We start from the raw sequence: 25,636 nt of genomic DNA, 5'->3' as shown, positions 1-25,636 counted from the left end.
ATGGCGATCAATCCACGAAGGCGGGACGACGGCTGATGCCGCCTTCGCTGCGCAGCGCGTTGGCATCCATCAGCTTGCCGCCGAGCATCACCACGTCGGTATGGCGCAAGTCGCCGATGTTCTGCGCGGGGTTGCCCTCCACCAGCACCAGATCGGCCACCTTGCCGGTCTGGATGCTGCCGGTGCGCTGATCCACGCCCACCAGGTGGGCGGGCGCCAGCGTGGCGCTGGCCAGCGCTTCGGCCGGGGTAAAGCCCGCCTGCACGTACAGTTCCAGCTCGCGCACCAATTCCAGGCCCGAACCATCGGTGCCGGCCACGATCGGTACGCCGGCCTTGTGCATGGCGGCGACCAGCGCCTGCAGCTTGGCGAAGCTGGCACGGTAGTCGGCGCGGGTGAGGTCTTTCGGCACGGCGAAGCCGCCCTGGCGGAAGCCGCGTTCCACCGCGGGCGGCAAGGTGCCGACAAACGGGGCGTAGGCAGGCGAGAGGTCACCGTTCTCCGGCACAAAGAGGCTCTCGGCCACCACCAGGGTGGGGTCCGAGGTGATCTTGTGCGCCGCCATGGTGGCGATCAGGCTCTTCATCGGCTCCTGGTCGAGGTTCACATCTTTGGCGTAGCGGCCGGGACCTTCAAAACGCGCCATGCCGTTGGAGACTTTCACCACCGAGTCGGGCATCGCCTGCATCATGACGAAGTAGATGTGGGTGATTTCGTCGTAGCCATCGGCAATGGCCTCCTCCGTACGCATGCCGGCGGGCAGGTGACCGTGCACATGCAGGCCCAGGCGATGCGCTTCGGCCGCGGTGGCTTTCACCCAGGCGGGGTTGAACGTGCCGTAGATCTTGATGGCGGTGAAACCATCGGCCTTGGCTTTGCGCACCAGCGCAATGGCTTCCTCCTGCGAGGTGGCGACGCTGGCGACCTGAGCCGTGTTCGGGCCTTTGCCGTCGATCAGCATCGAGGGATACACGTTGGGCCCTAGCAGCTCGCCCTTCGCGCGACGCTGTGCGCGGGCCAGGGTGAGTTCGTTGACGTTGCCCGGATCGCGCACCGAGGTAATGCCCAGCGAGAGCAGCAGCGGCCCGGCCGAATCATCCGGCACGTGCTGGTGCGCGTCCCACAGCCCCGGCACCAGGGTCTTGCCCTTGCCGTCGATCTGTTGCGCGCCCTGGGGCACGTTCACGCTGGCGGCGGGGCCGACCTGCGCAATCACGCCTTTGTCCACCACCACGGTCTGGTCATCGGCGAAGTGGTTGCCATCGACGAAGGCGCGCACGTGCGTAAAGGCCACTGGCCCGGCTGGCGTCTTGAGCAGCTTGGGCACCAGCGTCTTGGAGTGCATGGCCAACGCATCGTTCTGTGCCTTCTCCAGCATGGGCTGTGCGCTTTCATAGCCCACCGGCAGCCACGACAGGCCACCGATGAAGGCGAAGAACTTGCCGCTCTCATCCGCCCAGATCGGGATCGGCGTATTGGCGATGCCGGTAATCGCATAGGCGATGACTTTCTTCTGCGTCGGCCCGCTGCCCACCGTGGCGGTGGTGAGGGGTTCGGCCTTGGCGTAGCCGCCCGGCAGCAGGTTCAGCGGCTTGCCGGGTAAGGCGAGCAGCTTCTCCAGCAGGTCGGCGTTGAGGTCCATCGGGCCACCGAAGGCGGTGTACTCGGCAGCGCCTGCGTAGGGAGCCGAGCCGGCATCCACCGGGCTCTTCCAGCTGGCCTTGCCGTCCTTGATCTCGAAGGTTTCCCCCGCGTCGCCCTGCGGTGTGTGGCCGCGCACGACCAGGCGGTCGAACATCCCGTCCTTGCCAAGGTGGGCCGTGCTGTCCAGTTCGAAGACCTGGCCGCGCAGCAGCAGGCTCTCGCGGCCCATGCGGGTGCCATCGGCGGTGGTCCAGCGGGCCGAGGTGCCGTGCTTGCCGGCGGTGGAAAGAATGGTGAATTGCTGGGCGCTGGCCGGTGGCTTGGCCAGTTGTTCGGTGGGGGTGGGTGTATCGGCGAAGCAGGGCAGCGCGAGACACAAAGCGAACGCAACGATCGGGGCACGCATAGGGACAGCCTCCGTGGGGTTCAGCGCGAAGTATCACCGCTGCCCCCGGCCGGCAACAGTGCGGAGAGGGGGTGTCTGATGACCTACACGGCGCCGGCTATCCGTTCACGGGACCTTCGTTCGCTGCGTATCAGACTTTACTCCCGGGGCATCGATCGGTGCGTTCTAAAGTCCGTGCATCGTCTGCCGATAGCGGTAGACAGCACGTACTCCGTTCCGGGCGGGGCGTGCCGGTTCGGTCTGCGTGTTGGCGGCTAACGCGAACGTCGCCGGCCATTCCTTCCGATGGAACTGCATGCATGAGCGCCGACAATTCTCAACCTAGGGGCAATCGCGTGGACTGGAGCGACCCGCGACTGCAGGAACTGCTGCGCAAGTCCGAAAGCTGGAAGCTGGACAACCGCGGCACCTATATCCCCAAGGAAGTGATGATCCACCTCGGCTGGGGTGCCTCCACGGGGCGGCCCGCCAAGCTGGTGTGGGAGCGCGATCAGGTGATGATGCTGGAAACGCGCTTTGCGATTCCGGTCGGCGAGCAGGTGCGCGTGGATGAACCGCAGGGCGATGGCCTGCGTAGCGTATGGGGCGTGGTGGCCGAAGGGCGCGAAGGTTTTCGCGCGGAAGATCGCGCCGACGGCATTCATCTGCACTGGCTGCATTTGCGCTGAGCACCCGCGCGGTATCGCCGCGCAGTCCGCCATGCACGCACGTCGGTCAGGCGCACAGGCGCCGCACCCACCCGCGTTCAATCGAAAAGGTGACGCTCGCGCGGCCCAGGGCGACGCGCTGCATGCGCGTCGCCTTTCGCGCTTACCGCGCTTTACTCAAAACGCGTCACGCCCTTGCGCGGTGCGTGCGTGCCGATGGTGCTGGCGGTCAATGGCGCGCCGGCGGCGGCGAGCGCGGCACGTTGTTCGGGCAGCGGCTGGCGCAGCATGGCGTCTTCCAGGTGAGCCAGCTTCTGGAAGGGTTCCAGCGCCTGCACCCGCGCCACCAGCGCGGCCAGGCGCGGCCAGCGCTCCGCATCGATCGCGTAGCGCACGAACGAGGCAGTGCGGAAATAGCACGCCAGGCTGATGTCGGCGATGGACAGCTCGCCGAACAGGAAGCCTTGCGCCGGCATCTGTGGCTCCAGGTAGTCGAGCGCGGCGGGAATCTCCACCGACTTCGCGTGCGCCACCATGGCCTCGTCGGTTTGCTCGCCAAAGATGTAGCGGCGGATCGCCTGTTGATAGAACAGCTTCCAGACCAGCAGGCTGGCCAGGTGCGTATCGCAGTATTCCTCCAGCCAGCGCGCCTTGGCGCGGTCGTTGATATCGGCCGGGTACAGCGACGGCGTGGGAAAGCGGTCTTCCAGGTACTGGCAGATCACCGAGGAGTCGTTCAGCACCAGGTCGCCTTCGATCAGCACCGGAATGCGGCGCAGCGGGCTCAGCGCGGTGAACTGCTCATTGCCGACGAACGGCGCGATCGGGTCGATCTGGTAATCCACGCCTTTCCATTCCAGGCATACCAAGACCTTGCGGACGTAGGGCGATACGTAATTACCGATGATGGTGAACCGAGACGACATGGGGCAACTCCAGCGCGGGGATCGTCAGAGCGTGGCCGCCGCGCCGGTCTGTCGTCAAGCGCCAGGCAGTGCCGGCACGGTTGCGGGCGTGCCGTTGGAATCGAGCGCCACCATCACGAAGCGGCCGGTGGTGCAGACGCGGCGGTCGCCGGTGAGCGGGTCTTCGGCGGTCAGTTCCACCTCCACCGTCATCGAGCTGTGGCCCACGTGGACGATGCGCGCCACCAGCTCGGCCAGCTGGCCCTTGCGCACGGGCACGCGGAAGTTCACCTCTTCCGAGCGCGCGGTAACCACCGTGCGACGGGCGTGGCGCGAGGCGACGATAAAGGCGGCCTTGTCCATCCAGGCCAGTGCCTGGCCGCCGAACAGGGTGCCGAGATGGTTGGTGTGATCGGGAAACACCATTTCCAGCATGCGGGCTTCGGGCAGGGACGGCGTGGCGGTATCGGTCTGGGTCATGGTCGTCAAACGTCACAGGCAGGTAGGATGGGGTGCAATGCGCACGGCAAGGAGGACAGCATGCGCTACTGGTGGTTCATGGCATGGGCTATTGTCACCGAAGTCGTCGGTACCTTGGCGATGAAATTCGGTGCGCTCCACGCCTCGCACGGCGCGGGCATGGCCGTGATGTACGTGATGCTCGTGCTTTCCTATACCAGCCTGGCGCTGGCGGTGAAGCGCATTCCGCTGGCCGTGGCCTACGGTGCGTGGGAAAGCCTGGGGCTGGTGCTGATCACGCTGTGCAGCGCGTGGCTGTTCGACGAGGCGCTCAAGCCCGCCAAGCTCGCCGCCATCGCCTTGATCATCGCCGGCATCGTACTGCTGGAGCGTGGCACCGACGAGGCGCCCGCTGCCACGGGGGATGACCGTGCTGCCTGATTTCGCGCCGATCCACCTGCTCTACCTGGCCATCGCGATCGTGCTGGAGATCGCCGCCAACGTGCTGATGAAGCGTTCCCACGGCTTCGCCTACAAGCGCCCCGCGATCGCCGCCATCGTCTGCGCGCTGGCCGCATTCACGGCGTTGAGTTATGCCATCGAGGGCATCCAGCTGTCGGTGGCCTATGGCGTGTGGGGTGGCGTGGGGCTGATCGCCACCACCGTGCTCGGCATCACCCTGTTCGGCGAACGCCTGCGCCGCTCCGGCTGGCTGGGCCTGCTGCTGATTACGTTGGGCGTGTGCCTGATGAAGTTCGCCTGAGCCCGTTGTGCGCATCGCGCCCGGGACCAATGGCAGGGGTGGCTTTTGGCAGGCGACAGTAGGATGAAAGGTCGAGTACGGCGCCGTCGCGCGCCGCAAGTAGAGCCGTAGACTGGGGAGAACGCATGGTTTCGACAACACACGCAACGCGCCTTGCCGGCGCGCTGGTGATGGGCGCGCTTTCGGCGGGTGTCGCCGCGCAGGGACGCACGCTGAGCGCAGACGACTACGCCAAGGCCGAGCGCCTGGTGGGCTACAACACCACCCCGCTGGTGGATCACGCCGTGCAAAGCGTGGGTTGGCTCGATAGCGAACACTTTTGGTATCGCGATCACGACGCCAGCGGCGATCACTATCTGCGCTACGACGCCACCACCGGCAAGAGCGCACCGCTGTTCGATCACGCGCGACTGGCCAAGGCGCTGGCCGGTGCGATGGGCAAGCCGGTGGACGCCAACAAGCTCGGCCTCACCGCGGTGACGGTGGCCAGCGATGGCCGCCTGGATCTGAGCGTACGCGGCAAGCACTACCTGTGCGCTGCCAAGGGTGACAGTTGCACCGTTGGCAAGGACGATAACGCCGAGGGCACGGGCCATGAACCGGGCGTACTCTCGCCGGACAAACGCAGCGAAGCCTTCGTGCGCGACTGGAACCTGTGGGTGCGCGATCTTGCCAGCGGCAAGGAAACCCAGCTCACGCTCGATGGCGTGGAGAACTACGGCTACGCCACCGACAACGCCGGCTGGAAGCATTCCGGCAAGGCCATCCTGGTGTGGTCGCCCGATTCCAAGCGCATCGCCACCTTCCAGCAGGATCAGCGCAAGACCGGCGACATGGTGATCGTCGGCACCAACGTCGGCCACCCCAAGGTGGAAAAGTGGAAGTACCCGCTGGCCGGCGACAAGGACGTGACGATGATCGAGCGCGTCATCGTCGACGTGGACAGCCGTCACACCTTGCGCCTGAAGATGGAGCCCGATCAGCACCGCTCCACACTGTGCGACGACATCAGCTGCGGCCGTGATGGTGGCTGGGACGATGTGCAGTGGGCACCGGATGCCAGCTCGCTGGCCTTCGTCTCCTCCTCGCGCGATCACAAGCAGGCGTGGTTCCGTGTGGCCAACGTGCAGACCGGCGACGTGCGCACGGTGTTCGACGAAACGGTGCCCACCTATTACGAGAGCGGCAACGGCAAGGTCAACTGGCAGTACCTGCCCGATAGCCACGAAGTAGTGTGGTTCAGCGAACGCAACAACTGGGGCAACCTGTACCTGTACGACCTGGACAGCGGCAAGCTCAAGCACGCCATCACCAGCGGCGAAGGCAATGTCACCGAAGTGCTCAAGCTCGATGCCAGGAACCGCACGCTGTGGTTCCGTGGCGTCGGTCGCGAAAAGGGCGTCGATCCGTATTACCAGCAGCTCTACAAGGTGAGCCTGGATGGCGGCGCGCCGACCTTGCTGGCACCCGAGCCGGCCGACCACACCATTACGCTGTCACCGGATGGCCGTCTGTTCGCCGACGCCTATTCCACGCCGACCACGCCGTCGGTAACGGTGCTGCGCAGCGCCGATGATGGCCACGTGGTGTCCACCATCGCCAAGGCCGATATCTCGCGCCTGCTCGCCAGCGGCTGGAAGGCGCCCGAGCCCTTCACCGTGAAGGCGCGTGATGGCAAGACCGATTTGTACGGCTTGATGTTCAAGCCCACGCATTTCGATCCGTCCAGGAAGTACCCGATCATCGACTACATCTACCCGGGTCCGCAGACCGGCTCGGTGGGCTCGCGCAGCTTCAGTGCCGCGCGCGTCGATCATCAGGCGCTGGCCGAGCTGGGCTTTATCGTGGTGGCCATCGATGGCATGGGCACGCCATGGCGTTCCAAGGCATTCCACGATGCCTACTTCGGCAACATCGGCGACAACACGTTGCCCGACCAGGTGGCCGGCCTGAAGGAGCTGGGCAAGCGCTACGCGTGGATCGACATGGACCGCGTGGGCATCTGGGGCCATTCCGGTGGCGGCAACGCCACGGCCACGGCGATGTTCCGTTACGCCGATCTGTTCAAGGTGGGCATCGCCGAAAGCGGCAACCACGACAACCGCAACTACGAGGACGATTGGGCCGAGAAGTGGCAGGGCTTGCTGGTCACCGACAAGGATGGCAAGAGCAACTACGACGACCAGGCCAACCAGAACCACGCTGCCAACTTGAAGGGGCATCTGTTGCTGGCGCACGGCACCATGGACGATAACGTGCCGCCGTACGAAACCCTGCTGGTGGTGGATGCGCTGATCAAGGCCAACAAGGACTTCGACCTGTTGCTCATTCCCAACGCGCATCACGGCTATGGCACGGCCAGCAACTACATGATGCGCAAGCGCTGGGACTACTTCGTGCGCCATCTCGCCGGCGATACGCCACCGAAGGAATACACCCTGAAGCCGCCGAAGGATTGATGGCGTGCCAACGAAAAAGGCCGGCGTTATCGCCGGCCTTTTTCATGCGGTTGGTCGGGAGGCAGCCAGGGGAAGCACGCGTTGCGCTACAGGCTTGCTCATCGCATGCACCGCATCACCGGAAGCCCTCACCACCAGGGTGAGGGCTTCGTGCGTTTCAGCGCGAGGTGAGCGGTTGCGCCACGCCCTTGGCGAGCGCCTCCTGAATCAGGCGGTTCATCTCCTCGTTGGCCTGGGCCGATGCCTGTTCCTGACGATGCCCCAGGGCTGCCTGCTGCTTGCCCAATGCTTCCTGTTGCTTGCCGAGTGCTTCCTGTTCGCGATCGAGTTGCGCACGCTCGCGATCGATCTCCGCGCGCTCAGCCGCAATGCCGGCGCGCTCGCCGGCCGCATCGCTGTCCTTGCCACCGCCGGCCAGGCGCAATTGGATGCCAGCCTCTCGGTTAGCCAAGGACGCTTCGCGCATGCCCAGCGCACCCTGGCGCGCACCGATACCACCCTGCTGACCACCGATGCGACCCTGCTCGCCGCCCAGGCGACCTTGCTGCATGGCCAGCTCGGTGACCGGGGCGTACGCGGCGCGGGCACGCGCCACCAGCGCCGGGTCATGAATCACGTACGACTGTCCGCCACGACGGAACATCACCAGCGGCTCGCCCTGCTTGCGCAGTCGCTGCGCGGTTTGCAGGTCGTCGTCGCTGCCGTTGACCGTCACGGTGTCGCGATCGAGCATCACAAAGCCATAGCCGGCATCGTTATGGGTGTCGATGTGCACGTGGCTCGCCGAGAAGCCCTTGACCTCGGCCGGCGGAGCCGGGGGTGCAGGTGGTGCCGGCGGAATCTTGGCGGCCGGCGGAGCAGGCGGCAGCGGTGGCATCGGCGGCGGTGGCGGTACGTCGCTGAGCGAGCTAGCACGCGATGCAGCACTGGCGCGAGCGGCCGGTGTCGGCGTGGTGCTGGGCTGCGCCGCCATGGCTGGCGTCGCCGCGCTGGCGGTGGGTGCAGGGGCGCTGTCGGGTTGATCGGGGCGAGCTTCGGTGACGCGGTAAGGCAGTACGCCGATGGCCGCGATCAGGGCGACCAGCAGCCAGCTACGGGCACGCGAGGTCGAATCTTGGGCGCTTTGTTGCAGCATGGTCAGTCGCCTCTTCAGATTGAGGAAGGTGGGGGAAGCGCCGGCCAGGCCGGCGTGGAGCGGATGGGCCACGCCCAGGCGCAGCAGCAGGCGACCGTAGATTTGCGGTGCGGTGCCATGTTGCTGCATCACCTGCGCGTCGCAGGCGGCTTCGCGGTGCAGGGCGTATTCGCGCATCGCCCAGTTCACCAGCGGGTGGAAGAAGAACAGACGCTGCGCCATGGCGGGCACCCAGCCCATCCACAGATCGCCGCGCCGCAGGTGGGTAAGTTCATGCGCCAACGCCAGCCGCGTTTCCTCGCTGGAAAGCCCTTGTTGCGCGGGCAACAGCACTACTGGGCGCAACAGACCACTGACTTGCGGCGAGCCGATGGCATCGGACACGCGCAACTGCGGGCAGTGGCGCAGCCCGATGGCACGCGCCTGCTCGGCGCACGCGGCCAGCAGTGCCGGATCGTGCAGGGCCTGCGAGGCGCGCACCACAGCGCGTGCTTCGCGCCATTGGCGCAAGGCGATGCCCAACTGCACCAGCACGCCGGCCAGCCACAGCGCCAGCAGCGCGAACTGCCAGCGCCAGCGGGGCGACGACGTAGCGGCATCGACCGTGTGCAGGCTGGCGGGCGCGGCCACCGCATCGGTGGAGGCGCTCTGCCCGGAGACGTTGAAACCCGCCGTGCGATGTTCGCTGGGCGCCACGAAGGCGGCCTCGGCTGGCGCGGCAGGCGCGTGGGTGGTCGTTGTGACGGACGGCGCCAGCAAAGGCAGCGCGACCGGCGTGGGCAGGGCAACGCCAAGCAATAGCTGCACGCCCAGCAGCCACCACAGCAGCGAGCGGGTCGCGGCGGACAAGCGGGTCAGATAGCGGCCCACCAGCCAGATCGCACCGATCAGGATGCCCGCCTGTACGGAGCACCAGGCCAGCCGCACCAGCAGTTCATGGGCGAATAGGTCAAAGGGGGTCATCTCAGCTCTCCTTGCGTCGTGACTGCAGTTGCGCGACCAACGCCTCCAATTCGGCGAGTTCGGTTTCGCTCACCTCTGCGCGCTCGGACATCCAGGCCACAAAGGGGGATACCGAGCCGCTCAGGGTGTTCTGTACAAACTGGCCCACGGCGCTGCGCATTACCTCGCCCGGCCGGGTGGCGGGGCTGTAGCGGTACATGCCGTCCACCTGGCGACGATGCAGGAAGGCCTTGCTGCGCAGGCGTTCCATCATGGTCAGCACGGTGGAGCGGGCCAGCCCGCGCGGCTCGCCAAAGCCGGCCGCGACCTCGCCTACCGAGGCGTGGTTGTGTTCGGCCACGTATTGCAGGAGCGCCAGTTCCTGGTCGCCGATGGAGGGCTTGCCCATGATTACGGTCCGGTTGACTACACGTGTAGTCAAGCTACCCCGTGACTACAGCTGTAGTCAATAGGCCGCAGGGCATGGGTAAGGGGCGGCGGCTTGGTGCCGCGAACCCCGCCGCCGCCAGCCCCGCTGGACGTGGCGCAAGCCTGGACAGCGCTTACAAGGGGGGGCTGAGCCGATCGTTGCGCGGGTTCTTCGGTGCCGCTCGCTAAGTCGTTCGCACTTGATATAGATCAAGTCGGCCAGGTGGGGCAGCGGCTATTGCTGATGCCGCCATTACACGCCACAGGGGAGCGGGGCATGGGCTATCTGGTCTGGCAGAGCGATCTGGATACCGGCATCGATGTCATCGACCATCAGCACCGGCGCCTCATCACCATCATCAACGCGCTTGCCGATGCGCGCGCACAAGAAAATCACCAGGCCATGACGGCGGTGCTGGACGAGTTGATCGACTACGCCCACTCGCACTTCACCTTCGAGGAGGCCTTGATGGAGGACGCCGGCTACGCCATCGACCGCGTGCACAAGCAGCTCCATGACGCCTTCATGGAAGGCGTGCGGCAGTACCGCGTGCGCTTCCAGGCGGGCGAGGACGTGGCCGACGATCTGAAAGCCATGCTCTCGGGCTGGCTGTTCCAGCATATCCGCACGGACGATCAGGCTTATGTGGCTACGGTAAAGCGCAGCATGCTCAGGCTGACCTCGGACACCAAAGAGGGTGGCTGGCTGCGCGAGGCACTGAACCGCTTCTTCGGCGGCAACGGTCCCTGAGCCGCGCCGCGCGGGCAGCGCGGCACGGCGGGGAGATCAGAACGCCATGTCGAAAGCGACTTCACCCTGCACACCGACCTGGTAGGCCGATACGCGACGCTCGAAGAAGTTGGTCACTTCCTGCACGTCCTGCAGATCCATGAAGTCGAACGGGTTCTTCACGCCATACTTCTTGGGCAGGTCCAGTTGGGCCAGCCGTTGGTCGGCGCAGTACTCCAGGTACTGACGCATGTCTTTCACCGACAGGCCGGCAACGCCGCCCGACAGCACGTCCTCGGCGAACTGGGTTTCGCAGGCGATGGCTTCCTCCAGCATCTGCTCGATCTGCGTGCGCATATCCTCATCGAACAGGTCCGGTTCTTCCGCGCGCACGGTGCGCACCACGTCGAAGGCGAACGCCATATGGCAGCTCTCGTCGCGGAACACCCAGTTGGTGCCCGACGCCAGGCCGTGCAGCAGACCGCGCGAACGCAGGAAATACACGTACGCAAAAGCGGCGAAGAAGAACAAGCCTTCGATGCACGCGGCAAAGCAGATCAGGTTGAGCAGGAACTGGCGGCGCTGCTCGCGACTCTCCAGGCGTTGCAGGTTCTGCACCGAGTCGATCCACTTGAAGCAGAACTCGCCCTTCTGGCGAATCGACGGAATGTTCTGGATCGCCGCGAATGCTTTGTTGCGCTCATTCGGGTCGGGGATATAGGTGTCCAGCAACGTGAGATAGAACTGCACGTGCAACGCTTCCTCGTACAGCTGGCGCGAAAGATACATGCGCGCTTCCGGCGCATTGATGTGCTGGTACAGGTTCAGCACCAGGTTGTTCGCCACGATGGTGTCGCCGGTGGCGAAGAAGGCCACCAGGCGATGGATCAGGTGACGATCGGCCTCGGACATCTTCGAACGCAGGTCGGTGACGTCCAGCGAAAAATCCACCTCGTCCACGGTCCAGGTGTTCTTGATGGCATTGCGATACATCTCGTAGAACTCGGGGTAGCGCATGGGGCGCAGGGTGAGTTCAAAGCCGGGATCGAGAATGTTTTGGGTGGCCATGGGGTTCCTTGTGGGTGAGCAGCCAATGTCGGCGCTTTAGCGTTCGGCTCGTCATTCCCGCGTTCGCGGGAATGACGGTGGTGTTGGGTCGTTGGTCATTGCACGCTGGTGATCGATCTCAAGGAACAACCCCAAGCGCGAGCGCCGACCTTGCGTTTACATGCTCGCCAGCGATCGCGATGGCACCTTGTATACCGGGGTCACCGCCCACTTGACGGCGCGCATCCGGCAACACCGCCACGACGTTGTCGAAGGCTTCAGTCATCGGCATCGGGTGCATCGATTGGTTTGGTGCGGGGTGCATGACGTCCTGGCGTCGGCCATCCGGCGGGAAAAGGCGATCAAGGCCTGGAAGCGCATGCGGAAGATCGAGCTCATCGAGAAGACCCATTCCAGTTGGCGTGACCTTTACAGCGACCGCTGCGCTTGACCATCGTCCCAGCGAATGCCGGGACCCGGTGCCCTTCCGTCATCCTGCAAAAGGCGCCGGGTTCCCGCTTCGCCGGAACGACAGCGGAGTTACTGGCATGCCTCGCAATACTCCGGATTCTCCAGCGAGCAGAACACCGCCGCCGTGGCCTGTTCCTGCTCCACTACCGGTGCCGCCTTGGCCGAGGGAGCCGCCGAAACGGTGGTCTTGGCGATCTTGGTGGCCGGGCGCGAGCGCAGGTAGTAGGTGGTTTTGATGCCGGACTTCCACGCGTACATGTACATGGAGCTGAGCTGGCCGATGTTCGGGTTTTCCATGAACAGGTTCAGCGACTGGCTCTGGTCGATGTATGCGCCGCGCGCGGCGGCCAGTTCGATCAGCGCCTTCTGTGGCAGCTCCCACACCGTGCGGTAGATGCTGCGCAGCCGTTCGGGAATGGCCGCGATGCCCTGGATGGAGCCTTCGGCCAGCTTGATGGCGTCGCGTACGTCCGCGGTCCACAGACCCAGCGTCTTCAGCTCTTCCACCAGGTAGCGGTTCACCACCAGAAAGTCGCCCGACAGCGTTTCGCGCTTGAACAGGTTGCTCACCTGCGGCTCGATGCACTCGTAGCAACCGGCAATCGAAGCGATGGTGGCGGTGGGCGCGATGGCGATCAGCAGCGAGTTGCGCAGGCCCTTGGCTTTGATCGACTCGCGCAGTTCATCCCAGCGCGCCTTGTCGGAGGGCGTGGCGTTCGACCAATAGTCGAACTGCAGCTCGCCGTTGGCGGCGCGGCTCTCGGCAAAGCCCGGGTGCGCGCCCTGTTCGGCCGCCAGTTCGTTGGACTGCGACAGGGCGTTGTAATAGATCTCCTCGGCGATGCGCGTGGACAACGCCAGCGCCTCGGCGGAGTCGAACGGCAGGCGCAGCTTGAAGAACACGTCCTGCAGGCCCATCACGCCCAGGCCCACTGGGCGCCACTTGCTGTTGGCGGTCTTGGCGGTGTCGATGGGGTAGAAGTTCAGGTCGATCACGCGATCGAGCTGGCGCACCGCGGTGCGGACGGTGGAAGCGAGCTTGTCGAAATCGAACTGCCCATCCACCACGTGGCGCGACAGGTTCACCGAGCCGAGGTTGCACACCGCCGTTTCGTCGGCATTGGTGACTTCCAGGATTTCAGTGCACAGATTGGACAAGTGGATGACGTTGTCCGCCTTGGCCGTCTGGTTGCTGGTGGCGTTGCTGCGATCCTTGAAGGTCATCCAGCCGTTGCCGGTCTGCGCCAGCGTGCGCAGCATGCGCGCATACAACTCACGCGCCTTCACCTTCTTGCTGGCCAGGCCCGCGGCTTCCGCTTCGTGGTAAGCACGCTCGAAGGCCGGGCCCCAGCTATCGACGAAGTGCGGCACGATCTTGGGATCGAACAGCGACCAATCGCTGTCGGTTTCCACGCGGCGCATGAACTCGTCGGGGATCCAGTTGGCGAGGTTGAGGTTATGCGTGCGACGCGCGTCGTCGCCGGTGTTGTCGCGCAGTTCGAGGAACTCCTCGATATCGGCGTGCCACGGCTCCAGGTACACGCAGGCCGCGCCTTTGCGCTTGCCACCCTGGTTCACCGCGGCCACCGAGGCGTCCAGCGTCTTCAACCACGGCACCAGGCCGTTGGAGTGACCGTTGGTGCCCTTGATCAACGAGCCGCGCGAACGCACGCGCGAGTAGGCCAGGCCAATACCGCCGGCGAACTTGCTGAGCTTGGCCACGTCGCCATACTTCTCGTAGATCGATTCCAGCGAATCGGCCGGCGAATCGAGCAGGAAGCAGGAGCTGAGCTGTTCGTGCGCGGTGCCCGCGTTGAACAGGGTAGGTGAGCTGGCGATGTATTCCAGCGAGGACAGCAGGCGATACAGCTCCAGCGTCTCGCCGATCTCGTTGCCGCCCAGCGCACAGGCGATACGCATGAAGAAGTGCTGCGGCGTCTCGATCACCTTGCGCAGTTGCGGGTGACGCAACAGGTAGCGGTCGTACACGGTGCGCAGGCCGAAGTATTCGAAACGGCGCGTGGCGAGCGGATCGATCGCATCATTGAGCTTGCGCGCATTGGTCGCCACGAAGTCGCGCAGGCGATCGTTGAGGATGCCCAGTTCCGCGCCGCGTGCGATGGATTGCGAGAAGCTCTGGATTTCCTGGCCGCTCACTTCCTTGTCGATGAAGGCGCCAAGCAGTCGCGCGGCGAGCTGGCCGTACTCGGGTTCTTCCGCGGTCAGCGCGGCGGACGTGCGGATGGACAGTTCGTCCAGTTCCTGCGTGGTGGCGCCGTCGTAGAGGCCACCGATGGTCTTGAGCGCCACGCGCAGCGGGTCCACCGCGTGCAGGCCTTCGCTGCTGCGGGTCACGGCGCGCACGATCTTGTTCACGTCCACCACTTCCTGGCGGCCGTTGCGCTTGGTCACGCGCATCTGGCCGGGGTTGTGGGGCGGGGTCAGCGCAAACGGCGCATCGGCGCGTGGCGCTTCGGCCACGGCGCTATCAGCGGGGAAAACGGCGGCGTCCGCGCGATCGTCGTTGCGTTCGCGCGAGGTGGTATCGATAGGTTGCATGGCGACTTCGCTCCAAGCGTGGTCATCAACTACCTGCTCCCGCGCGCAGGGCTGAAGGCTGGACTTTCGCGGACGGTCGAGCAGCGAGGGCCAGGCCTCGCGCGTCGACGCGCCTCCCCGCGGAAGCCGTCACCAGTCACCGGGACGCATCGGTCCCGGCGTGTCGGCAGGTCTTCGGACTCGCGGACATGGGTCTTTCGACCCGGCCTACTCGCTCCCGCTTCCCAGCCGCTGAGGGCCAGTGCGTTGTTGGCTTTCGTTTCCGCTTACCGCTGCGGGGCAGTCCCGGATTTACACCGGATTCCCTATTAAGCCAGTCCGACCATAGGTCTGAGAGTGGCACCGACGGGGCACAACATATCGGGCTGACCGGGGGCGGTCAACCCAACAGCTTGTGGATTTCGCGTGGATAAGCCGGAAAAAGCCAGCACCGGGACGGGCTTAGCGAAGGCTAAGAAATTTTCGGACGGCCGCCGGGCTCAGGCGGCGTCGTCCAGCAGGGCGGCGAACTCCCGCGCGAACCGGTGCACGTCGCCGGGCCAGCGGGCCGACACGTAGCGCCCGTCGCGCACCACGAAGGCGGGACGATCGTCGTTGTCGCTATCGCGCACCAGGCCGGAGGCTTTGCGCCAATGCGCGGGAGCGTCCGGGGACACGTCGAGGAAATCGTCGGGGCGGGCGAGGGCGCGGGTGACTTCCTGCTGCACCGACATATAGCCGGGTGGCTGACCCGGGCCATCGGGATAGGTGCGGTAGTAGTCCGGGTCCCAGAAGCGCGTGATGCGGGTGAGCGACCAGGCGGATTTCTCCAACGCCCAGGTCAGTGCCGTGGTGCGCCGGCCGTGCAGTACCGAGCGTCCATCGGCGCGGCGGCTGCGCGCAGCCAACAGCACGCCGTGACAGATCGCGGCCAGCGGTTTGTCCGCCGCGAAACATGCCGTCACCACCGATTGCAGGCGCTCGCTTTCCAGGTAGTGGCGCATGCCGCGTGCGCAATGGCCGCCAGGCAGGAGCAAGCCATCGAAATGGCCCATGTCGATGGCGTCCCAGCGCAGCGGCGCCTGGAAGGCGCTGTCGCGCGTCATTGCCGCATGGTCGCGGCGGGCCACGCCATTCGCGCGCAGCAGCAAGCCCACCGCACGCAGCTTGCGCAGGCCCGGCACGCAACCCCAAAGGTCCAGCCCTTCGCCGCTGAGCATGATCGGGTCCGCGCTCGCCGGTGCGCCGTCGGGGGTGGCAAAGCTCACCCGATGTCCCGCCTGGGTAAGCACGCGCCACGGCACGGCCGCTTCGCTGGGGTCGAAATCCTGATGCGGCAGGGGGATCAACACGTGCGCCATGCGAGCGTTCCGGGAGGGTTGTTGGGACGGATTATCTGCCGTGCACGAAGCCGGCGATCGCCGGTACCAGGGCGTCGGCCAGTGGCAGGTCGGCGTTGCCGTAGCTGGCGAGGTTGGCCTGCATGCCTTCGCCCGGTGTCTTGAGCACGTGGTTCATGCCCTCGACCAGCTTGAGCCGCACGCCCGGTCGCGCACCGGCCAGCCGCTTGGCGTCGTCGACGGTGATCTGCAGATCGGCGGTGCCCTGGATCACCAGCGCCGGCCCCTTGTAGTCGCGCAGGCGTTGTACCGGGTCCTGCGCGAACCAGCTGATGAGGAAGCCTTGCACGTTCGTACGGAACAAGCGTTGCAGCGGTTCGGGATACGGCGAGACATCCACATGCTGGCCCTTGCGCAAGGCATCGATGGCTGTCTTGGCCTGCGGCAACAACGAAGCATTCGCCGGATTGCGCTCCAGTTGTTCCTCCAGCACATCGGCCGAGGAGCGGCCGGCACCGTTCACCAGGATCAAGCCACATACGCCTTGCGTGCGTGCGGCCGCCACTTCGGCGACCAGTGCGCCCTCGCTGTGACCGAGCAGCCATACGCACGAGGTGCCTGTGTTCTTGCGCAACTGGCGCACCCATGCCTCCACATCGCCAGCGTAATCATCGATGGTGACCTGATTGGCATCCACGCCCGCGTGCGCGCTGCCAAACAAGCCGCGCTTGTCGATGCGCGCGGTGGCGATGCCTTGCGCAGCCAGGTCCTGCGCCAGCAGGCGGTACGAACCCGCACGCAAGCCGTTCGGGCTATTGCCGTCGCGATCGGTCGGGCCCGAGCCAGGGATGATCAGCACCAGTGGTGCGTGGGCCAAGGCGGTGTCGGGGGTTTGCAGCGTGCCGGCCAGTGCGCCGGCAGGGCCTTGCACGGTGATCGGCGTCTCGCTGGCCCAGACGGTACCGCACGCTATGCCAAGGGTGAGGATCGCACTCCAACGACGAAGGGTCTGCATGGTTGCCTCAAGCGGAGGGAGAAAGCGCAGCCATGGCGCAAACGGCTGCGCCATGGCTGCGAACACGGCGGTCATCCTCAGGCCGACTACCAGATGCGCACGCGCTCGGCGGCGGGCAGATAGAGCTTGTCGCCCGCTTGCACGTTGAAGGCTTGGTACCACGCGTCAATATTGCGCACCGGGCCATTGACGCGGAAGGCGCGCGGCGAGTGCGGGTCGCTGGTGACCTGGCGGCGGACGGCGTCGTCGGTCAGCTTGCCGCGCCAGGCTTGCGCCCAGCCGATGAAAACGCGCTGGTCGCCGGTGAGTCCATCGATGACCGGCGCCGGCTTGCCGTGCAGGGAGGCGTGGTAGGCATCCAGCGCAAGCGTGAGGCCGCCAAGGTCGGCGATGTTCTCGCCCATGGTCAGGTCGCCGTTGATGTGCACGCCCGGCAGCGGTTGGAACGCGCTGTACTGTGCACCGAGCTTCTTGGCGCGCTCATCGAAGGCCTTGGCGTCGGCGGCGGTCCACCAGTCGCGCAGCTTGCCCTCGGCATCGATCTTGCGGCCTTCGTCGTCGAAGCCGTGGGTGAGTTCGTGACCGATCACGCCGCCGATGGCGCCGTAGTTGATGGCGGGGTCGGCGTTGGGGTCGAAGATCGGCGGCTGCAGGATCGCCGCGGGGAAGACAATGTCGCGCAGCGAGCCGTTGTAGGCATCGTTGGTCTGCGGCGTCATCGACCAATCGCTGCGATCGACCGGTTTATCCAGCCGGTCGACGTAGAACGACCAGTCCGCCGCAGCGGCATGCAGCACGTTGCCGACCAGGTCATCGCCCTGGATCGCCACCTTGCTGTAGTCGCGCGGATGATCGGGGTAGCCCACCTTGATTACGTAGGTGTCGAGCTTGCGCAGGGCTTCCTGCTTGGTAGGGGCGCTCATCCAGTCCAGTTGCTGGATGCGCACGCGATAGGCGGCCTTCAGGTTGCCTACCAGCTCTTCGATCTTGGCCTTGGATGACGCCGGGAAATACTTGGCGGTGTAAAGCTCACCCACCGCCCAGCCGAGATTGCCAAAGCAGGCCAGGCGATCGCCCACGGAGCAATCGCCGCCCGACACAGCACCCACGCCACGCTTCCAGCGCGCCTTCTGTTGCTGCTGGCCAGTCAGCGTCTTGTTGTGCATCTGGAAATACGCGTCCTGGAACGGCTTGGACAGGTAATAGGCGGCGTTGTCGGCGATGTGCGCGGCTTGCCAGGCCTGGATCGTGCTCACCGGCGTCTTGGCATACAGCGCGGCCAGTGGCGGGAAGGCGCTCTTTTCCGCAATCACGATGTGTTTGAGCCCACCCAGCTGCGCGGATTGGAGGAAGTCGTGCCAGGCAAAGTCCGGCGCGAGCTTCTGCAGTTCTTCCACACTCATCGGGTTGTACGTGGCCACGGGATCGCGCTGCTGCACCTTGCTCCAGCTGACGTTGGCGATGGCGGTTTCGAAGGCCACCACGTCCTTGGCGGCGGCTGCCGGGTTCGGCCAGCCGGCCAGGGTGAGCAACTGCGTCACATAGGTTTGGTAGGCGGCCTTCTGCGCGGCGAATTCCGGCTTGAGGTAGTAGTCGCGATCCGGCAGCCCGAGCCCGGCCTGGGTGAGATATACCGTGTAGCGCGTGTTGTCCTTCAGATCCACGTCCAGCACGAAGTTGAACAGCGATCCTTCGAAGTCCACGTTGTTGCGGCCCATCAGGGCGGCCTGTGCCTCGCGCGTGGTCGCCCGGCGCACGGCATCGAGTTGCGATGCAATGGGTTTGGCGCCCAGCGCATCGATGCGCGCCTCGTCCATATAGGACTGGTAGAACGCGCCGACCTTGCCTTCCAGCGTATCGGTGGAGGCATGGCGCTGCGCCGCCGCGTCCATCAGCGTGTGCAGACGTTGCTCGGTGAGGTCGGTCATCGTCAGGCGCAGGCTGACGGCGGGCTTGTCGCCGGGTATCGGCGTGTGATCCAGCCAGTGGCCATTGGCGTAGCGGAAAAAGTCATCGCCCGGTTTGACCGCCGGGTCGGCCCCGGCCTGGTCGTAACCCCAGTTGCCGTACTGCGGCTTTCCCGCGGAGGGATCGGCGGCATGCGCCGCGCCCAGCAACAACGCATACAGACAAGCCACTGCAAGCTTCCTGCTGACCATGAGGGTCTCCGCTCGGGTTGGGGATCGGCGGATACTCGCATGCCCGGGGGCGAAGGCCAGTGCAGGAAGTTGGTTCGGCCAAGACGCAAACGGCCCGGCGAGGGCCGGGCCGTTTGTCGAAGCGTGGAGCGGGCGATCAGCCGGCGGCGCGCTGCTTGTGGATGCGCTTGCTGTCGTGGTTGAGGGACTTGTTGAGGTTCTTCTGTTCCTGCGTGGTCAGGTGACCCCCGTGCTGGGCTTCGTCCCGGCTTTCGCGGGCGGCGATGTTGGAGTCCTGCTTCTCGTCACGGGCAGCCTGCTTGGCGTTGAGCTGGCCATCGGCGACGCCGGCCTGTACGCGGTTCTGTTGGTTCTGCAGGCGCTGGTTCACTTCGGAAACGCGCGGATGGCCGGGGATATTGTCCGGCGAGGTGGTCTGCGCCATGGCGCCCGCGCTCACGAGCGCGGCGGCCAGGGTGAAACCGATCAGGCTGAAACGCGACGTCATCTTGGTGTTCATGGCGATGGAATCCTCGGTGCGTGTGGTCAATGGCAGGGTGAACTCGCCCTTGGGGTGTTTCGCCCCATGCCGTGTAGCGTGTTGCCCCTGAGTCGCCCGCTGATCGGGCGGCTTGATGCGGAAAACGGGGCGCACGAGGGCGGGTTGACACATGCGAACGCCCCCGCCCCTTTTGTTCAGCTGGCGGCATGAAAGCCTTGCCAATCAAGGCTTTCCATGAAGGTTTCGCGACAGTTGAGGCACCGGAATTTTTAACGTCGTGCGCGCACTCAAGCCTCGGCCGGCTCGCGTGGCAGCATGTGCAGATAGGGCTCCGCCTCGGTAAGCACGCGCGTGTAGGAGGGGCGTTGCATCACGCGCAACAGATAAGCGGCCGTATGTGGATGGGTGTCCTCCAGTGGCATCTGCAAGTTGCAATAGAAAAGCGGTGGCGCAGCGGCGCAGTCGGCCATGCCGAACGTCTCGCCCGCGGCCCACGGCTGTTGTGCCATGTCGCGTTCGAACAGATCCAGTGCGGCGTAAAGGCGTTGGCGTGCCTGCGCCACGCCGAAATGGTCGCGCTGATCGATGGGGCGAAGTCGATCGGTGATGATCTTCTGCAACGGCTCGTGCACATGCTGATCGAAGAAGCGATCGCGCTGGCGCACCTGCAGCGCGGTCTCGCTGTCGGAGGGCAACAGGGGCACCGCGCCCGGGTAATACAGCTGCAGGTACTCGATGATGATGCTGGATTCGGGAACCAGCCGGTCGCGTGCGCTATCGTGCAATACCGGAAAGCGGCCCACGGGCCACAGGCGATAGAACGCATCGCGGGCCCGGGCATCGGCCAGGTCCACCATATGCGGGCGGAACGACGTGTTGTTCTCATACAGCGCGATCAGCACCTTGTGGCAGTACGAGGACAGCGGATGCATATGGAGCGTGAGTGACATGGTGGGCACCTGTGTGACGGGAAAAGGTCGACGCGGCCATCGCGTTCAAGCTAACGACGAAGCACGCGCCCCGATTTCGACACCGCGAAGCGGCATGCCCGCCGGCACGGTCATGCGCTAATCTTTGCACTCAGGACTGCCAACCCCCGAGGCCCCCATGCGTGCGCCAACAGGTTCCGTGGTTGGGTTGTGTTCCGCATCGGCCACCCTGTGCGCGATGGGGATGGCGTTTCTCGGCTATTGGGGCGTCCATGAACCGGCGCCTTGGCGATTCGTGGATATATGGGTGACCGTGCTGGCCTTTACCGGCTTCGCCTGCCTGGCGTCGGTGCCGTGGATCGTTACCACGCCGGTGGCCGACGACAGCGTCGAGCGCATGCGTCCCGCGCGGCGCGCCTTTGCCCTGGGCGTGGCGGCGATCTGGCTGGCGGCGTTGCTCGCCATCGTGGGCTAGGTACTTACACCTCGGCCTTGAAGGTACGGCCCTTGGGCTGGCCCGCGCCCACATAGTGGCGAAACAGGTAGAACAGCGGGCGATAACGGACCGGGTCCACATGCTGGGTATCGGGCACGGTAACGTCCTCGTGCGCGTGCACGTGCAGCACGTCCAGTTCCAGGATCACGAAGCCGCCTGCGCCGTCGCGCCACGCATCAAGCGGGCGCTCCAGCTCCAGTGACACGCGCGCTTCCAGTTGCAGCGGGCATTCGGCGATGCGCGGCGCGTTCACGCTCAGGGACGGCGCGGCGTGCCAGCCACCCAGGGCGAACTTGTCCGCCGCGTGACGATAGCCGCCAGCCTGTTTCCAGGCCGGCACGGGCGAGCACCCGGTGGTTGGCGCGATGCGTTCCACTGCGGCGCACATGTCTACGCGTGGTGATGAGCAACACCAGTGTGCCGAAATACCGGTGTGCCGAAATGGAGGATGGAAGGGTAAATGACGCGGCCGCCCGAGATGCCGACGCCGCCCAGTACGTCGCCGTTCGCATGGTTGACTTGGATGTAGTGAAGGCCACCAAGCGCAAAGACATACGCATGAAAGCGCCGGTGAGCGCTGACGTCCGCCGCGTTGGGCCATGCTTGACCGAGTCCCGTAGAGGATGCTTCGGCGAGCGCCGCGCCAGTAAGGGAGACAAGTAATAGGCTGGGCATTGAACGAGCCAAGAGGCGCATGGTGATCCCCTTCGTCTGAATGACAAAGCCCACGTTACGGCTACCGATGACGCCCGTTTACGATCATGTGGCCTGCAATCGAGTCGCTTTTCGCTGTGTCGCATGTAAGTGCCCGCTGACAGCTCTCCCTGTTGCCGGATGATGGCCTCCCGCGCCAGCGCGCACGGAATGCGCGTTTACGATGGGCGTATCGCTCGCATGGTGCTTGCAAGTGCGTGTTGGAGAGACAGCGTCGGTGCTTTCAGTGCACCCTTTCTCCCCATCGACCCATTAGACAAGCGCGCCGCTGATACGTCGGATCGGGAACGGCCGACAACCTACGCTTGCGCATCGATTGATACTTGTCGGTGGTAGAACGCGCTCCGCGTGGGGTTCCCGCGGCGCGCCATCCCATGGGCTCAATGCATCGCGTTGCTCACGTTGTGCGCTACGAGCCATGGCGAACCGGGCTTGGTGTTGGGCCGTTCGTGCGTCAGGCAAACCTTGGTCGAAGGAGTAGGTGATCGTGTCTCTAGCCTCCCGTCCCCTCGCGGGCGAAACGCAGGCGCTGTTGTACCCGGGCGGTGGCGCGTGCTACGTGCAGGTGCGCCAGCCAAAGCCCTGCATCACCATCCTTGTGCATGGCGTGAACGATCTGGCGGGCGTGTACGCCGATATTGAAAAAGGCCTGTGCCAAGGGCTCACCGAACGCCTGGACCACCTCACCAATGCACGCGGTCAGGTCAACAGCGCCGCGCTGGTGCCCGCCACGTATTCGCTGCCCAGCCAAGACGATCACCTCGCCCCCGATCCGGATGCGGTGTATTACCGCCGCCTGGCCAACAACGGCAAGCCGGGCCACGGCACGCGCAGCGTGGTGATTCCGTTCTATTGGGGCTTTCGCGAGGACGGTGGCATCGACCCCAAAACCAAACTGCCTTACGTACAAAAAGACACGCCCCACGGCGAATGGCTGGATCGCTACGGCAATCGGTTGGACAAGGCCGGCACCAAAGAAGGCGGTGCCTTCGCCAACGCCACCACCACGCTGCCGGATATGTGGGGGCAAGGCTTCAGTGGCGTGTTGTTCGGTGTCGTTCCCATGAACACGCTGGCCGGTACGCCAGGGCATCCGTTGATGCCGGCGCCCTCGCGCAACTACATGGTGCTGGGCGCCAAGCGGCTCGCCATGCTGGTGTCCATCATTCGCGCCAAGCATCCAGACGACACCATCAACGTGGTGGCGCACAGCCAAGGCACCATGCTCACCTTGCTCGCCAACGCCTTTCTCAAGGACGCCGGTCAGCGCCCGATCGATAGCGCGGTGATGATGAATTCGCCCTACAGCCTGGAAGAACCCATCGTGGAGCGCATCCAGGCGGTCGGCAAGCAGCAGACCAAGGCCGCGCGCAAGGACACGCTGCAGAAGATCGTCGCCTTCATCGGCGACAGACCGCATCACACCCCCACGCTCGCGCAGATGGCCGACCCCGCCCATGTGGGTTGCATCGGCGGCCTGCGCTGGACGGGCGCGCAGTGCGCCACCACGTTTGAGCAGGCCGAGCACGTGTTCGACGAGCGCGACAACCGCGGCAACGTGCTCCTGTACTTCACCCCGCAAGACCAAACAGTGGGCCTGCGCAACGTGCAGGGCATCGGCTGGCAGGGCGTGCCAAGCGCCTTGGTAGGCGAGCTGGGCAACCGTTTCTATCAGCGCATTTTCACCCTGCGCGAGCGCAACGCGCAGCCGGAGGAGGTGGGAACGCCGCCGCATGCCTATGTAATGCGCGAGGCCGGCGAAAGCACCTGGGACGGCAATGGCCAGGGCTGGTTTGGCAATGCGACGCGTTCGGAGCTGGACAAGGGCCAGGTGGCGGTGGTCAACGCGCCGCCGCTGCCGCGCGCGTTCCGCCCCAACTTCCATGGCGAAGGCAACGTGGTGAGTACCACGGGCGGCAAGGACGGCATCCACATGGTCAAGTCGCGCATGGACCCCATCGACGCGTCCATCGCCATTACCAATGGCGGGTGGAAGCCGGGCGTGTACATGAGCTACGACCTGGACAAGAACGATCCCGTGTTTGCCCAGGGCTACCACAAGGATGCCGTGCAGGCGGCCATCAACGCGGGGCGGGCACCGTTCGACCAGACCCAGATCAAGCACGTGGTGCTGTGGGACGAGGGCACCGTGCGCGTAGTGCGCACCGAGTCGCCCAGCGACGCGCGCCAGCGCCTGATGGAAATACCGGATGAGCAGCTCACCAAGGCGGATGCGCTCTCGTTCCATTCGGCCATTCCGGCCAATCCGGATCACAGCCGTTATGCGGTGGCCTATGACCTGGCCATTGGGCAGGCCAAGAGCCTGGACGACGAGGCGTTCTATACCTACCTGTGCCGCGTGGCGGATTGGCGTTTGGGGTGGGGTGAGAAGAAGAACTATAGCAGTTTCCGTTCCCAGAATGATGCCGAGCGGCAAGACCCCGATGACAGCCCCGATGCTGAAACGCTAGCGCTCTATCAGGCCGAGGCCGCAGCGCACCGCCAACTGATCGATGCCACCGCGGACTACCACGCCAACGGTAAGCCGCAGGCGTATCCGGCGTATTTCCAGCCACCGTTGCCCTCGCTGGTGCGGAGCGAAACCCGTGTGTAGCGCCAAGCCCTCGCCTGCGTGGCGGCGCGTCGGCGGCGCGTTGCTGGTGCTGCTGTGCAGCGGCCCGGTGGGCGCCGACACTCCCGAGCCCGCCGTCACGGCCTGCTCGGCCTCTTTCCCGGGTGCGGCCGAGGCCGCCCCGCCTGTTACGGATATGCCCTCGATGACGACCTCGCCGCTGTACAGCGCCCCCACCACCTCACCGCACCTGGATACGCTGGATATCGTCAGCGTGGGCCTGGTGGTGGATGTCTATCGGCAAGGCCAGGTATGGCAGCGGTTGCGGCAACAGGATGCCGGCCAGCCGGCCAGCCTGCAGCTGGGCTCGATCCTGCCGACGGACCCGGCCACGTACCCGGTCACCGCCGATGCCAAGGATCAGGCATTTGAAAAGCGAATGGCCGATGCGCTGGAGCTGGGGCTGAAGGATTTCCTGGAGGCCTGGCCCATCCCCACCCTCACCATCGTGCGCGGCTACAACCCCACGGCGGCGCGCTTGCGCACCTCGCCGCAGGGGGTGAACGAGATGCTGAGCACCATGGTCAACGACCTGCGCCAGCCAGCGGGCCTGCACTGGCACGAAATCCGCCCGATGGAGGGGGGCGGCATCTGCAACGACACGCCGGAGGCGGTGATCGAGGACATCTTCAAGACCTTCGAGGCCAAGCCCGATCTCCCGGCGATGCTGGTGTATGTGGTGGAGGGCTTCAACATGGCTGGAGCGCTCTCCAGCCGCAACGACAAGCTGATCGGGGTGGGTACCGGCCCGCGTCAACCCGGCGAGTTGACCGACGCCATGGTCGCACTGGTAGTGGCCCGGCCGGAGCGGGTGAATTGGCTACGCGCGTTTGCGCCTTATACCAAGCGCCCCCCGGGGCGATCCATTTATCCCGGCTTTACCGACTGGGAGCGGCATCCCAAATGGAACTTCCAACCCACCACTTTTATCCCCAAACCCTGGACCAAGCTGGGCTTTGCACAATGGGATGCGCTCAAGACGCTGGCCGTGCTGCATCGCCCGGTCAGCGTGTCGCTCCACGACCCCGCCAAGCCGGGCGCACGCCTGAAAAACGAGGCGCTTACCGCCGCGCTGGCCAACGGTTGGACGCAGAGTCTGGAGGGCATCACGTCCGCGCCCGCGCGCGCCTTCTTCGACAGCGGCAAGCCGGGGCAGGCGCTGGCCGAATTGATGCCCGCGCTCAAGGCCGCCGGCAGTCCGCTGGATCTGTTGGAATCCCACGAGAGCTACGACCTGACCCAGCGCCTGGGCGATACCGGCGCGGCCTCGCCCTTCGTCGGCATCGCGCTGGCCA

23 protein-coding genes and 1 riboswitch are annotated in these 25,636 nt (G+C 65.3%); of the genes, 9 read left to right on the top strand and 14 right to left on the bottom strand.

Going from position 1 to position 25,636, the window contains the following annotated elements; all coding sequences use genetic code 11:
* Window positions 1–7 precede the first annotated feature (7 nt).
* Window positions 8–2,050 carry an amidohydrolase family protein gene (locus JHD67_RS12770; RefSeq protein WP_199099565.1) on the bottom strand — a complete coding sequence of 681 codons (2,043 nt, stop codon included), beginning with the start codon at window positions 2,048–2,050 and terminating at the stop codon, window positions 8–10.
* 299 nt (window positions 2,051–2,349) lie between these two features.
* Here JHD67_RS12770 and JHD67_RS12765 point away from each other — a divergent pair, with 299 nt between their 5' ends.
* On the top strand, window positions 2,350–2,718 hold the full coding sequence (locus tag JHD67_RS12765) for a hypothetical protein (protein ID WP_199099564.1): 369 nt from the start codon (window positions 2,350–2,352) through the stop codon (window positions 2,716–2,718).
* A 152-nt stretch (window positions 2,719–2,870) separates the two neighbouring features.
* On the opposite strand, the gene JHD67_RS12760 is transcribed toward JHD67_RS12765, so the two are convergent.
* Window positions 2,871–3,623, bottom strand: coding sequence for a glutathione S-transferase family protein (locus JHD67_RS12760; protein ID WP_199099563.1), 753 nt, complete (start codon window positions 3,621–3,623; stop codon window positions 2,871–2,873).
* Between the two features lie 54 nt (window positions 3,624–3,677).
* Window positions 3,678–4,082, bottom strand: a complete 405-nt coding sequence (locus JHD67_RS12755) for an acyl-CoA thioesterase (RefSeq protein WP_199099562.1) — start codon at window positions 4,080–4,082, stop codon at window positions 3,678–3,680.
* Window positions 4,083–4,142: 60 nt separating this feature from the next.
* On the opposite strand from JHD67_RS12755, the gene JHD67_RS12750 reads away from it, so the two are divergent.
* From JHD67_RS12750 to JHD67_RS12740, 3 genes are all read left to right on the top strand, one after another.
* Window positions 4,143–4,502 (top strand): SMR family transporter, encoded by a 360-nt coding sequence (locus JHD67_RS12750; protein WP_199099561.1) that lies wholly within the window; start codon window positions 4,143–4,145, stop codon window positions 4,500–4,502.
* Window positions 4,492–4,824 carry a multidrug/spermidine efflux SMR transporter subunit MdtI gene (gene mdtI / locus JHD67_RS12745; RefSeq protein WP_343214357.1) on the top strand — a complete coding sequence of 111 codons (333 nt, stop codon included), beginning with the start codon at window positions 4,492–4,494 and terminating at the stop codon, window positions 4,822–4,824. The genes JHD67_RS12750 and mdtI overlap by 11 nt, the downstream gene beginning before the upstream one ends.
* A 125-nt stretch (window positions 4,825–4,949) precedes the next feature.
* Window positions 4,950–7,283, top strand: coding sequence for a S9 family peptidase (locus JHD67_RS12740; RefSeq protein ID WP_199099559.1), 2,334 nt, complete (start codon window positions 4,950–4,952; stop codon window positions 7,281–7,283).
* A gap of 157 nt (window positions 7,284–7,440) precedes the next feature.
* Here JHD67_RS12740 and JHD67_RS12735 read toward each other — a convergent pair whose 3' ends face one another.
* Both JHD67_RS12735 and JHD67_RS12730 read right to left on the bottom strand, forming a co-directional pair.
* Entirely contained in the window at window positions 7,441–9,381 is a 1,941-nt protein-coding gene (locus JHD67_RS12735) for a M56 family metallopeptidase (RefSeq protein ID WP_199099558.1), read from the bottom strand.
* Between the two features lies 1 nt (window position 9,382).
* Window positions 9,383–9,769 (bottom strand): BlaI/MecI/CopY family transcriptional regulator, encoded by a 387-nt coding sequence (locus JHD67_RS12730; RefSeq protein ID WP_199099557.1) that lies wholly within the window; start codon window positions 9,767–9,769, stop codon window positions 9,383–9,385.
* A 297-nt stretch (window positions 9,770–10,066) separates the two neighbouring features.
* Here JHD67_RS12730 and JHD67_RS12725 point away from each other — a divergent pair, with 297 nt between their 5' ends.
* Window positions 10,067–10,540, top strand: coding sequence for a bacteriohemerythrin (locus JHD67_RS12725; RefSeq protein WP_199099556.1), 474 nt, complete (start codon window positions 10,067–10,069; stop codon window positions 10,538–10,540).
* Between the two features lie 36 nt (window positions 10,541–10,576).
* Here the strand turns inward: JHD67_RS12725 and JHD67_RS12720 are convergent, their stop codons facing one another.
* A complete protein-coding gene (locus JHD67_RS12720; protein ID WP_199099555.1) occupies window positions 10,577–11,587 on the bottom strand; it encodes a ribonucleotide-diphosphate reductase subunit beta in 1,011 nt (336 codons plus the stop codon).
* A gap of 160 nt (window positions 11,588–11,747) precedes the next feature.
* Here JHD67_RS12720 and JHD67_RS12715 point away from each other — a divergent pair, with 160 nt between their 5' ends.
* The gene (locus JHD67_RS12715) at window positions 11,748–12,017 is read left to right on the top strand and encodes a GIY-YIG nuclease family protein (protein WP_199099554.1); all 270 of its coding nucleotides are present in this window, start codon (window positions 11,748–11,750) and stop codon (window positions 12,015–12,017) included.
* An 89-nt stretch (window positions 12,018–12,106) separates the two neighbouring features.
* On the opposite strand, the gene JHD67_RS12710 is transcribed toward JHD67_RS12715, so the two are convergent.
* The 6 genes from JHD67_RS12710 to JHD67_RS12685 form a co-directional block, all read right to left on the bottom strand.
* Window positions 12,107–14,596, bottom strand: coding sequence for a ribonucleoside-diphosphate reductase subunit alpha (locus JHD67_RS12710; protein ID WP_199099553.1), 2,490 nt, complete (start codon window positions 14,594–14,596; stop codon window positions 12,107–12,109).
* Between the two features lie 147 nt (window positions 14,597–14,743).
* A riboswitch (cobalamin riboswitch) is annotated at window positions 14,744–14,958 on the bottom strand.
* A 117-nt stretch (window positions 14,959–15,075) separates the two neighbouring features.
* Window positions 15,076–15,936: a type 1 glutamine amidotransferase domain-containing protein gene (locus JHD67_RS12705; RefSeq protein ID WP_199099552.1), complete on the bottom strand. Its 861-nt coding sequence runs from the start codon at window positions 15,934–15,936 to the stop codon at window positions 15,076–15,078.
* Between the two features lie 31 nt (window positions 15,937–15,967).
* Window positions 15,968–16,996 carry an alpha/beta fold hydrolase gene (locus JHD67_RS12700; protein WP_199099551.1) on the bottom strand — a complete coding sequence of 343 codons (1,029 nt, stop codon included), beginning with the start codon at window positions 16,994–16,996 and terminating at the stop codon, window positions 15,968–15,970.
* Between the two features lie 20 nt (window positions 16,997–17,016).
* Window positions 17,017–19,089 carry a M13 family metallopeptidase gene (locus tag JHD67_RS12695; protein WP_199099550.1) on the bottom strand — a complete coding sequence of 691 codons (2,073 nt, stop codon included), beginning with the start codon at window positions 19,087–19,089 and terminating at the stop codon, window positions 17,017–17,019.
* Between the two features lie 136 nt (window positions 19,090–19,225).
* The gene (locus JHD67_RS12690; protein WP_233171865.1) at window positions 19,226–19,588 is read right to left on the bottom strand and encodes a hypothetical protein; all 363 of its coding nucleotides are present in this window, start codon (window positions 19,586–19,588) and stop codon (window positions 19,226–19,228) included.
* A 269-nt stretch (window positions 19,589–19,857) separates the two neighbouring features.
* Entirely contained in the window at window positions 19,858–20,520 is a 663-nt protein-coding gene (locus JHD67_RS12685) for a glutathione S-transferase family protein (protein ID WP_199099549.1), read from the bottom strand.
* Between the two features lie 157 nt (window positions 20,521–20,677).
* On the opposite strand from JHD67_RS12685, the gene JHD67_RS12680 reads away from it, so the two are divergent.
* Window positions 20,678–20,974 carry a hypothetical protein gene (locus JHD67_RS12680; RefSeq protein ID WP_233171864.1) on the top strand — a complete coding sequence of 99 codons (297 nt, stop codon included), beginning with the start codon at window positions 20,678–20,680 and terminating at the stop codon, window positions 20,972–20,974.
* Window positions 20,975–20,978: 4 nt separating this feature from the next.
* Here JHD67_RS12680 and JHD67_RS12675 read toward each other — a convergent pair whose 3' ends face one another.
* Together JHD67_RS12675 and JHD67_RS12670 are read right to left on the bottom strand one after the other, a co-directional pair.
* Window positions 20,979–21,335, bottom strand: a complete 357-nt coding sequence (locus JHD67_RS12675) for a hypothetical protein (protein ID WP_199099548.1) — start codon at window positions 21,333–21,335, stop codon at window positions 20,979–20,981.
* Between the two features lie 50 nt (window positions 21,336–21,385).
* Window positions 21,386–21,724, bottom strand: coding sequence for a hypothetical protein (locus JHD67_RS12670; protein ID WP_199099547.1), 339 nt, complete (start codon window positions 21,722–21,724; stop codon window positions 21,386–21,388).
* 472 nt (window positions 21,725–22,196) lie between these two features.
* Between JHD67_RS12670 and JHD67_RS22895 the strand changes: the two genes are divergently transcribed.
* Window positions 22,197–24,323, top strand: a complete 2,127-nt coding sequence (locus tag JHD67_RS22895) for a DUF3274 domain-containing protein (RefSeq protein WP_199099546.1) — start codon at window positions 22,197–22,199, stop codon at window positions 24,321–24,323.
* On the top strand, window positions 24,316–25,636 hold a 1,321-nt coding region (locus JHD67_RS12660; protein WP_199099545.1), incomplete at its 3' end, for a DUF2875 family protein. The genes JHD67_RS22895 and JHD67_RS12660, both read left to right, overlap by 8 nt.

Source organism: Dyella sp. ASV21 (assembly GCF_016428975.1).
Lineage (GTDB): Bacteria > Pseudomonadota > Gammaproteobacteria > Xanthomonadales > Rhodanobacteraceae > Dyella.
Note: the sequence above shows the minus strand (reverse complement) of the source record. Positions and strands in the feature narration are given on the sequence as shown.

Coding starts and splice junctions, on each gene's coding strand:
- JHD67_RS12690 (WP_233171865.1), bottom strand. CDS start 19,588: ATGAACACCAAGATGACGTCGCGTTTCAGCCTGATCGGTTTCACCCTG.
- JHD67_RS12770 (WP_199099565.1), bottom strand. CDS start 2,050: ATGCGTGCCCCGATCGTTGCGTTCGCTTTGTGTCTCGCGCTGCCCTGC.
- JHD67_RS12755 (WP_199099562.1), bottom strand. CDS start 4,082: ATGACCCAGACCGATACCGCCACGCCGTCCCTGCCCGAAGCCCGCATG.
- JHD67_RS12730 (WP_199099557.1), bottom strand. CDS start 9,769: ATGGGCAAGCCCTCCATCGGCGACCAGGAACTGGCGCTCCTGCAATAC.
- JHD67_RS12725 (WP_199099556.1), top strand. CDS start 10,067: ATGGGCTATCTGGTCTGGCAGAGCGATCTGGATACCGGCATCGATGTC.
- JHD67_RS12750 (WP_199099561.1), top strand. CDS start 4,143: ATGCGCTACTGGTGGTTCATGGCATGGGCTATTGTCACCGAAGTCGTC.
- JHD67_RS12685 (WP_199099549.1), bottom strand. CDS start 20,520: ATGTCACTCACGCTCCATATGCATCCGCTGTCCTCGTACTGCCACAAG.
- JHD67_RS12695 (WP_199099550.1), bottom strand. CDS start 19,089: ATGGTCAGCAGGAAGCTTGCAGTGGCTTGTCTGTATGCGTTGTTGCTG.
- JHD67_RS12740 (WP_199099559.1), top strand. CDS start 4,950: ATGGTTTCGACAACACACGCAACGCGCCTTGCCGGCGCGCTGGTGATG.
- JHD67_RS12760 (WP_199099563.1), bottom strand. CDS start 3,623: ATGTCGTCTCGGTTCACCATCATCGGTAATTACGTATCGCCCTACGTC.
- JHD67_RS12715 (WP_199099554.1), top strand. CDS start 11,748: ATGCTCGCCAGCGATCGCGATGGCACCTTGTATACCGGGGTCACCGCC.
- JHD67_RS12705 (WP_199099552.1), bottom strand. CDS start 15,936: ATGGCGCACGTGTTGATCCCCCTGCCGCATCAGGATTTCGACCCCAGC.
- JHD67_RS12720 (WP_199099555.1), bottom strand. CDS start 11,587: ATGGCCACCCAAAACATTCTCGATCCCGGCTTTGAACTCACCCTGCGC.
- JHD67_RS12765 (WP_199099564.1), top strand. CDS start 2,350: ATGAGCGCCGACAATTCTCAACCTAGGGGCAATCGCGTGGACTGGAGC.
- JHD67_RS12680 (WP_233171864.1), top strand. CDS start 20,678: ATGCGTGCGCCAACAGGTTCCGTGGTTGGGTTGTGTTCCGCATCGGCC.
- JHD67_RS12710 (WP_199099553.1), bottom strand. CDS start 14,596: ATGCAACCTATCGATACCACCTCGCGCGAACGCAACGACGATCGCGCG.
- JHD67_RS12735 (WP_199099558.1), bottom strand. CDS start 9,381: ATGACCCCCTTTGACCTATTCGCCCATGAACTGCTGGTGCGGCTGGCC.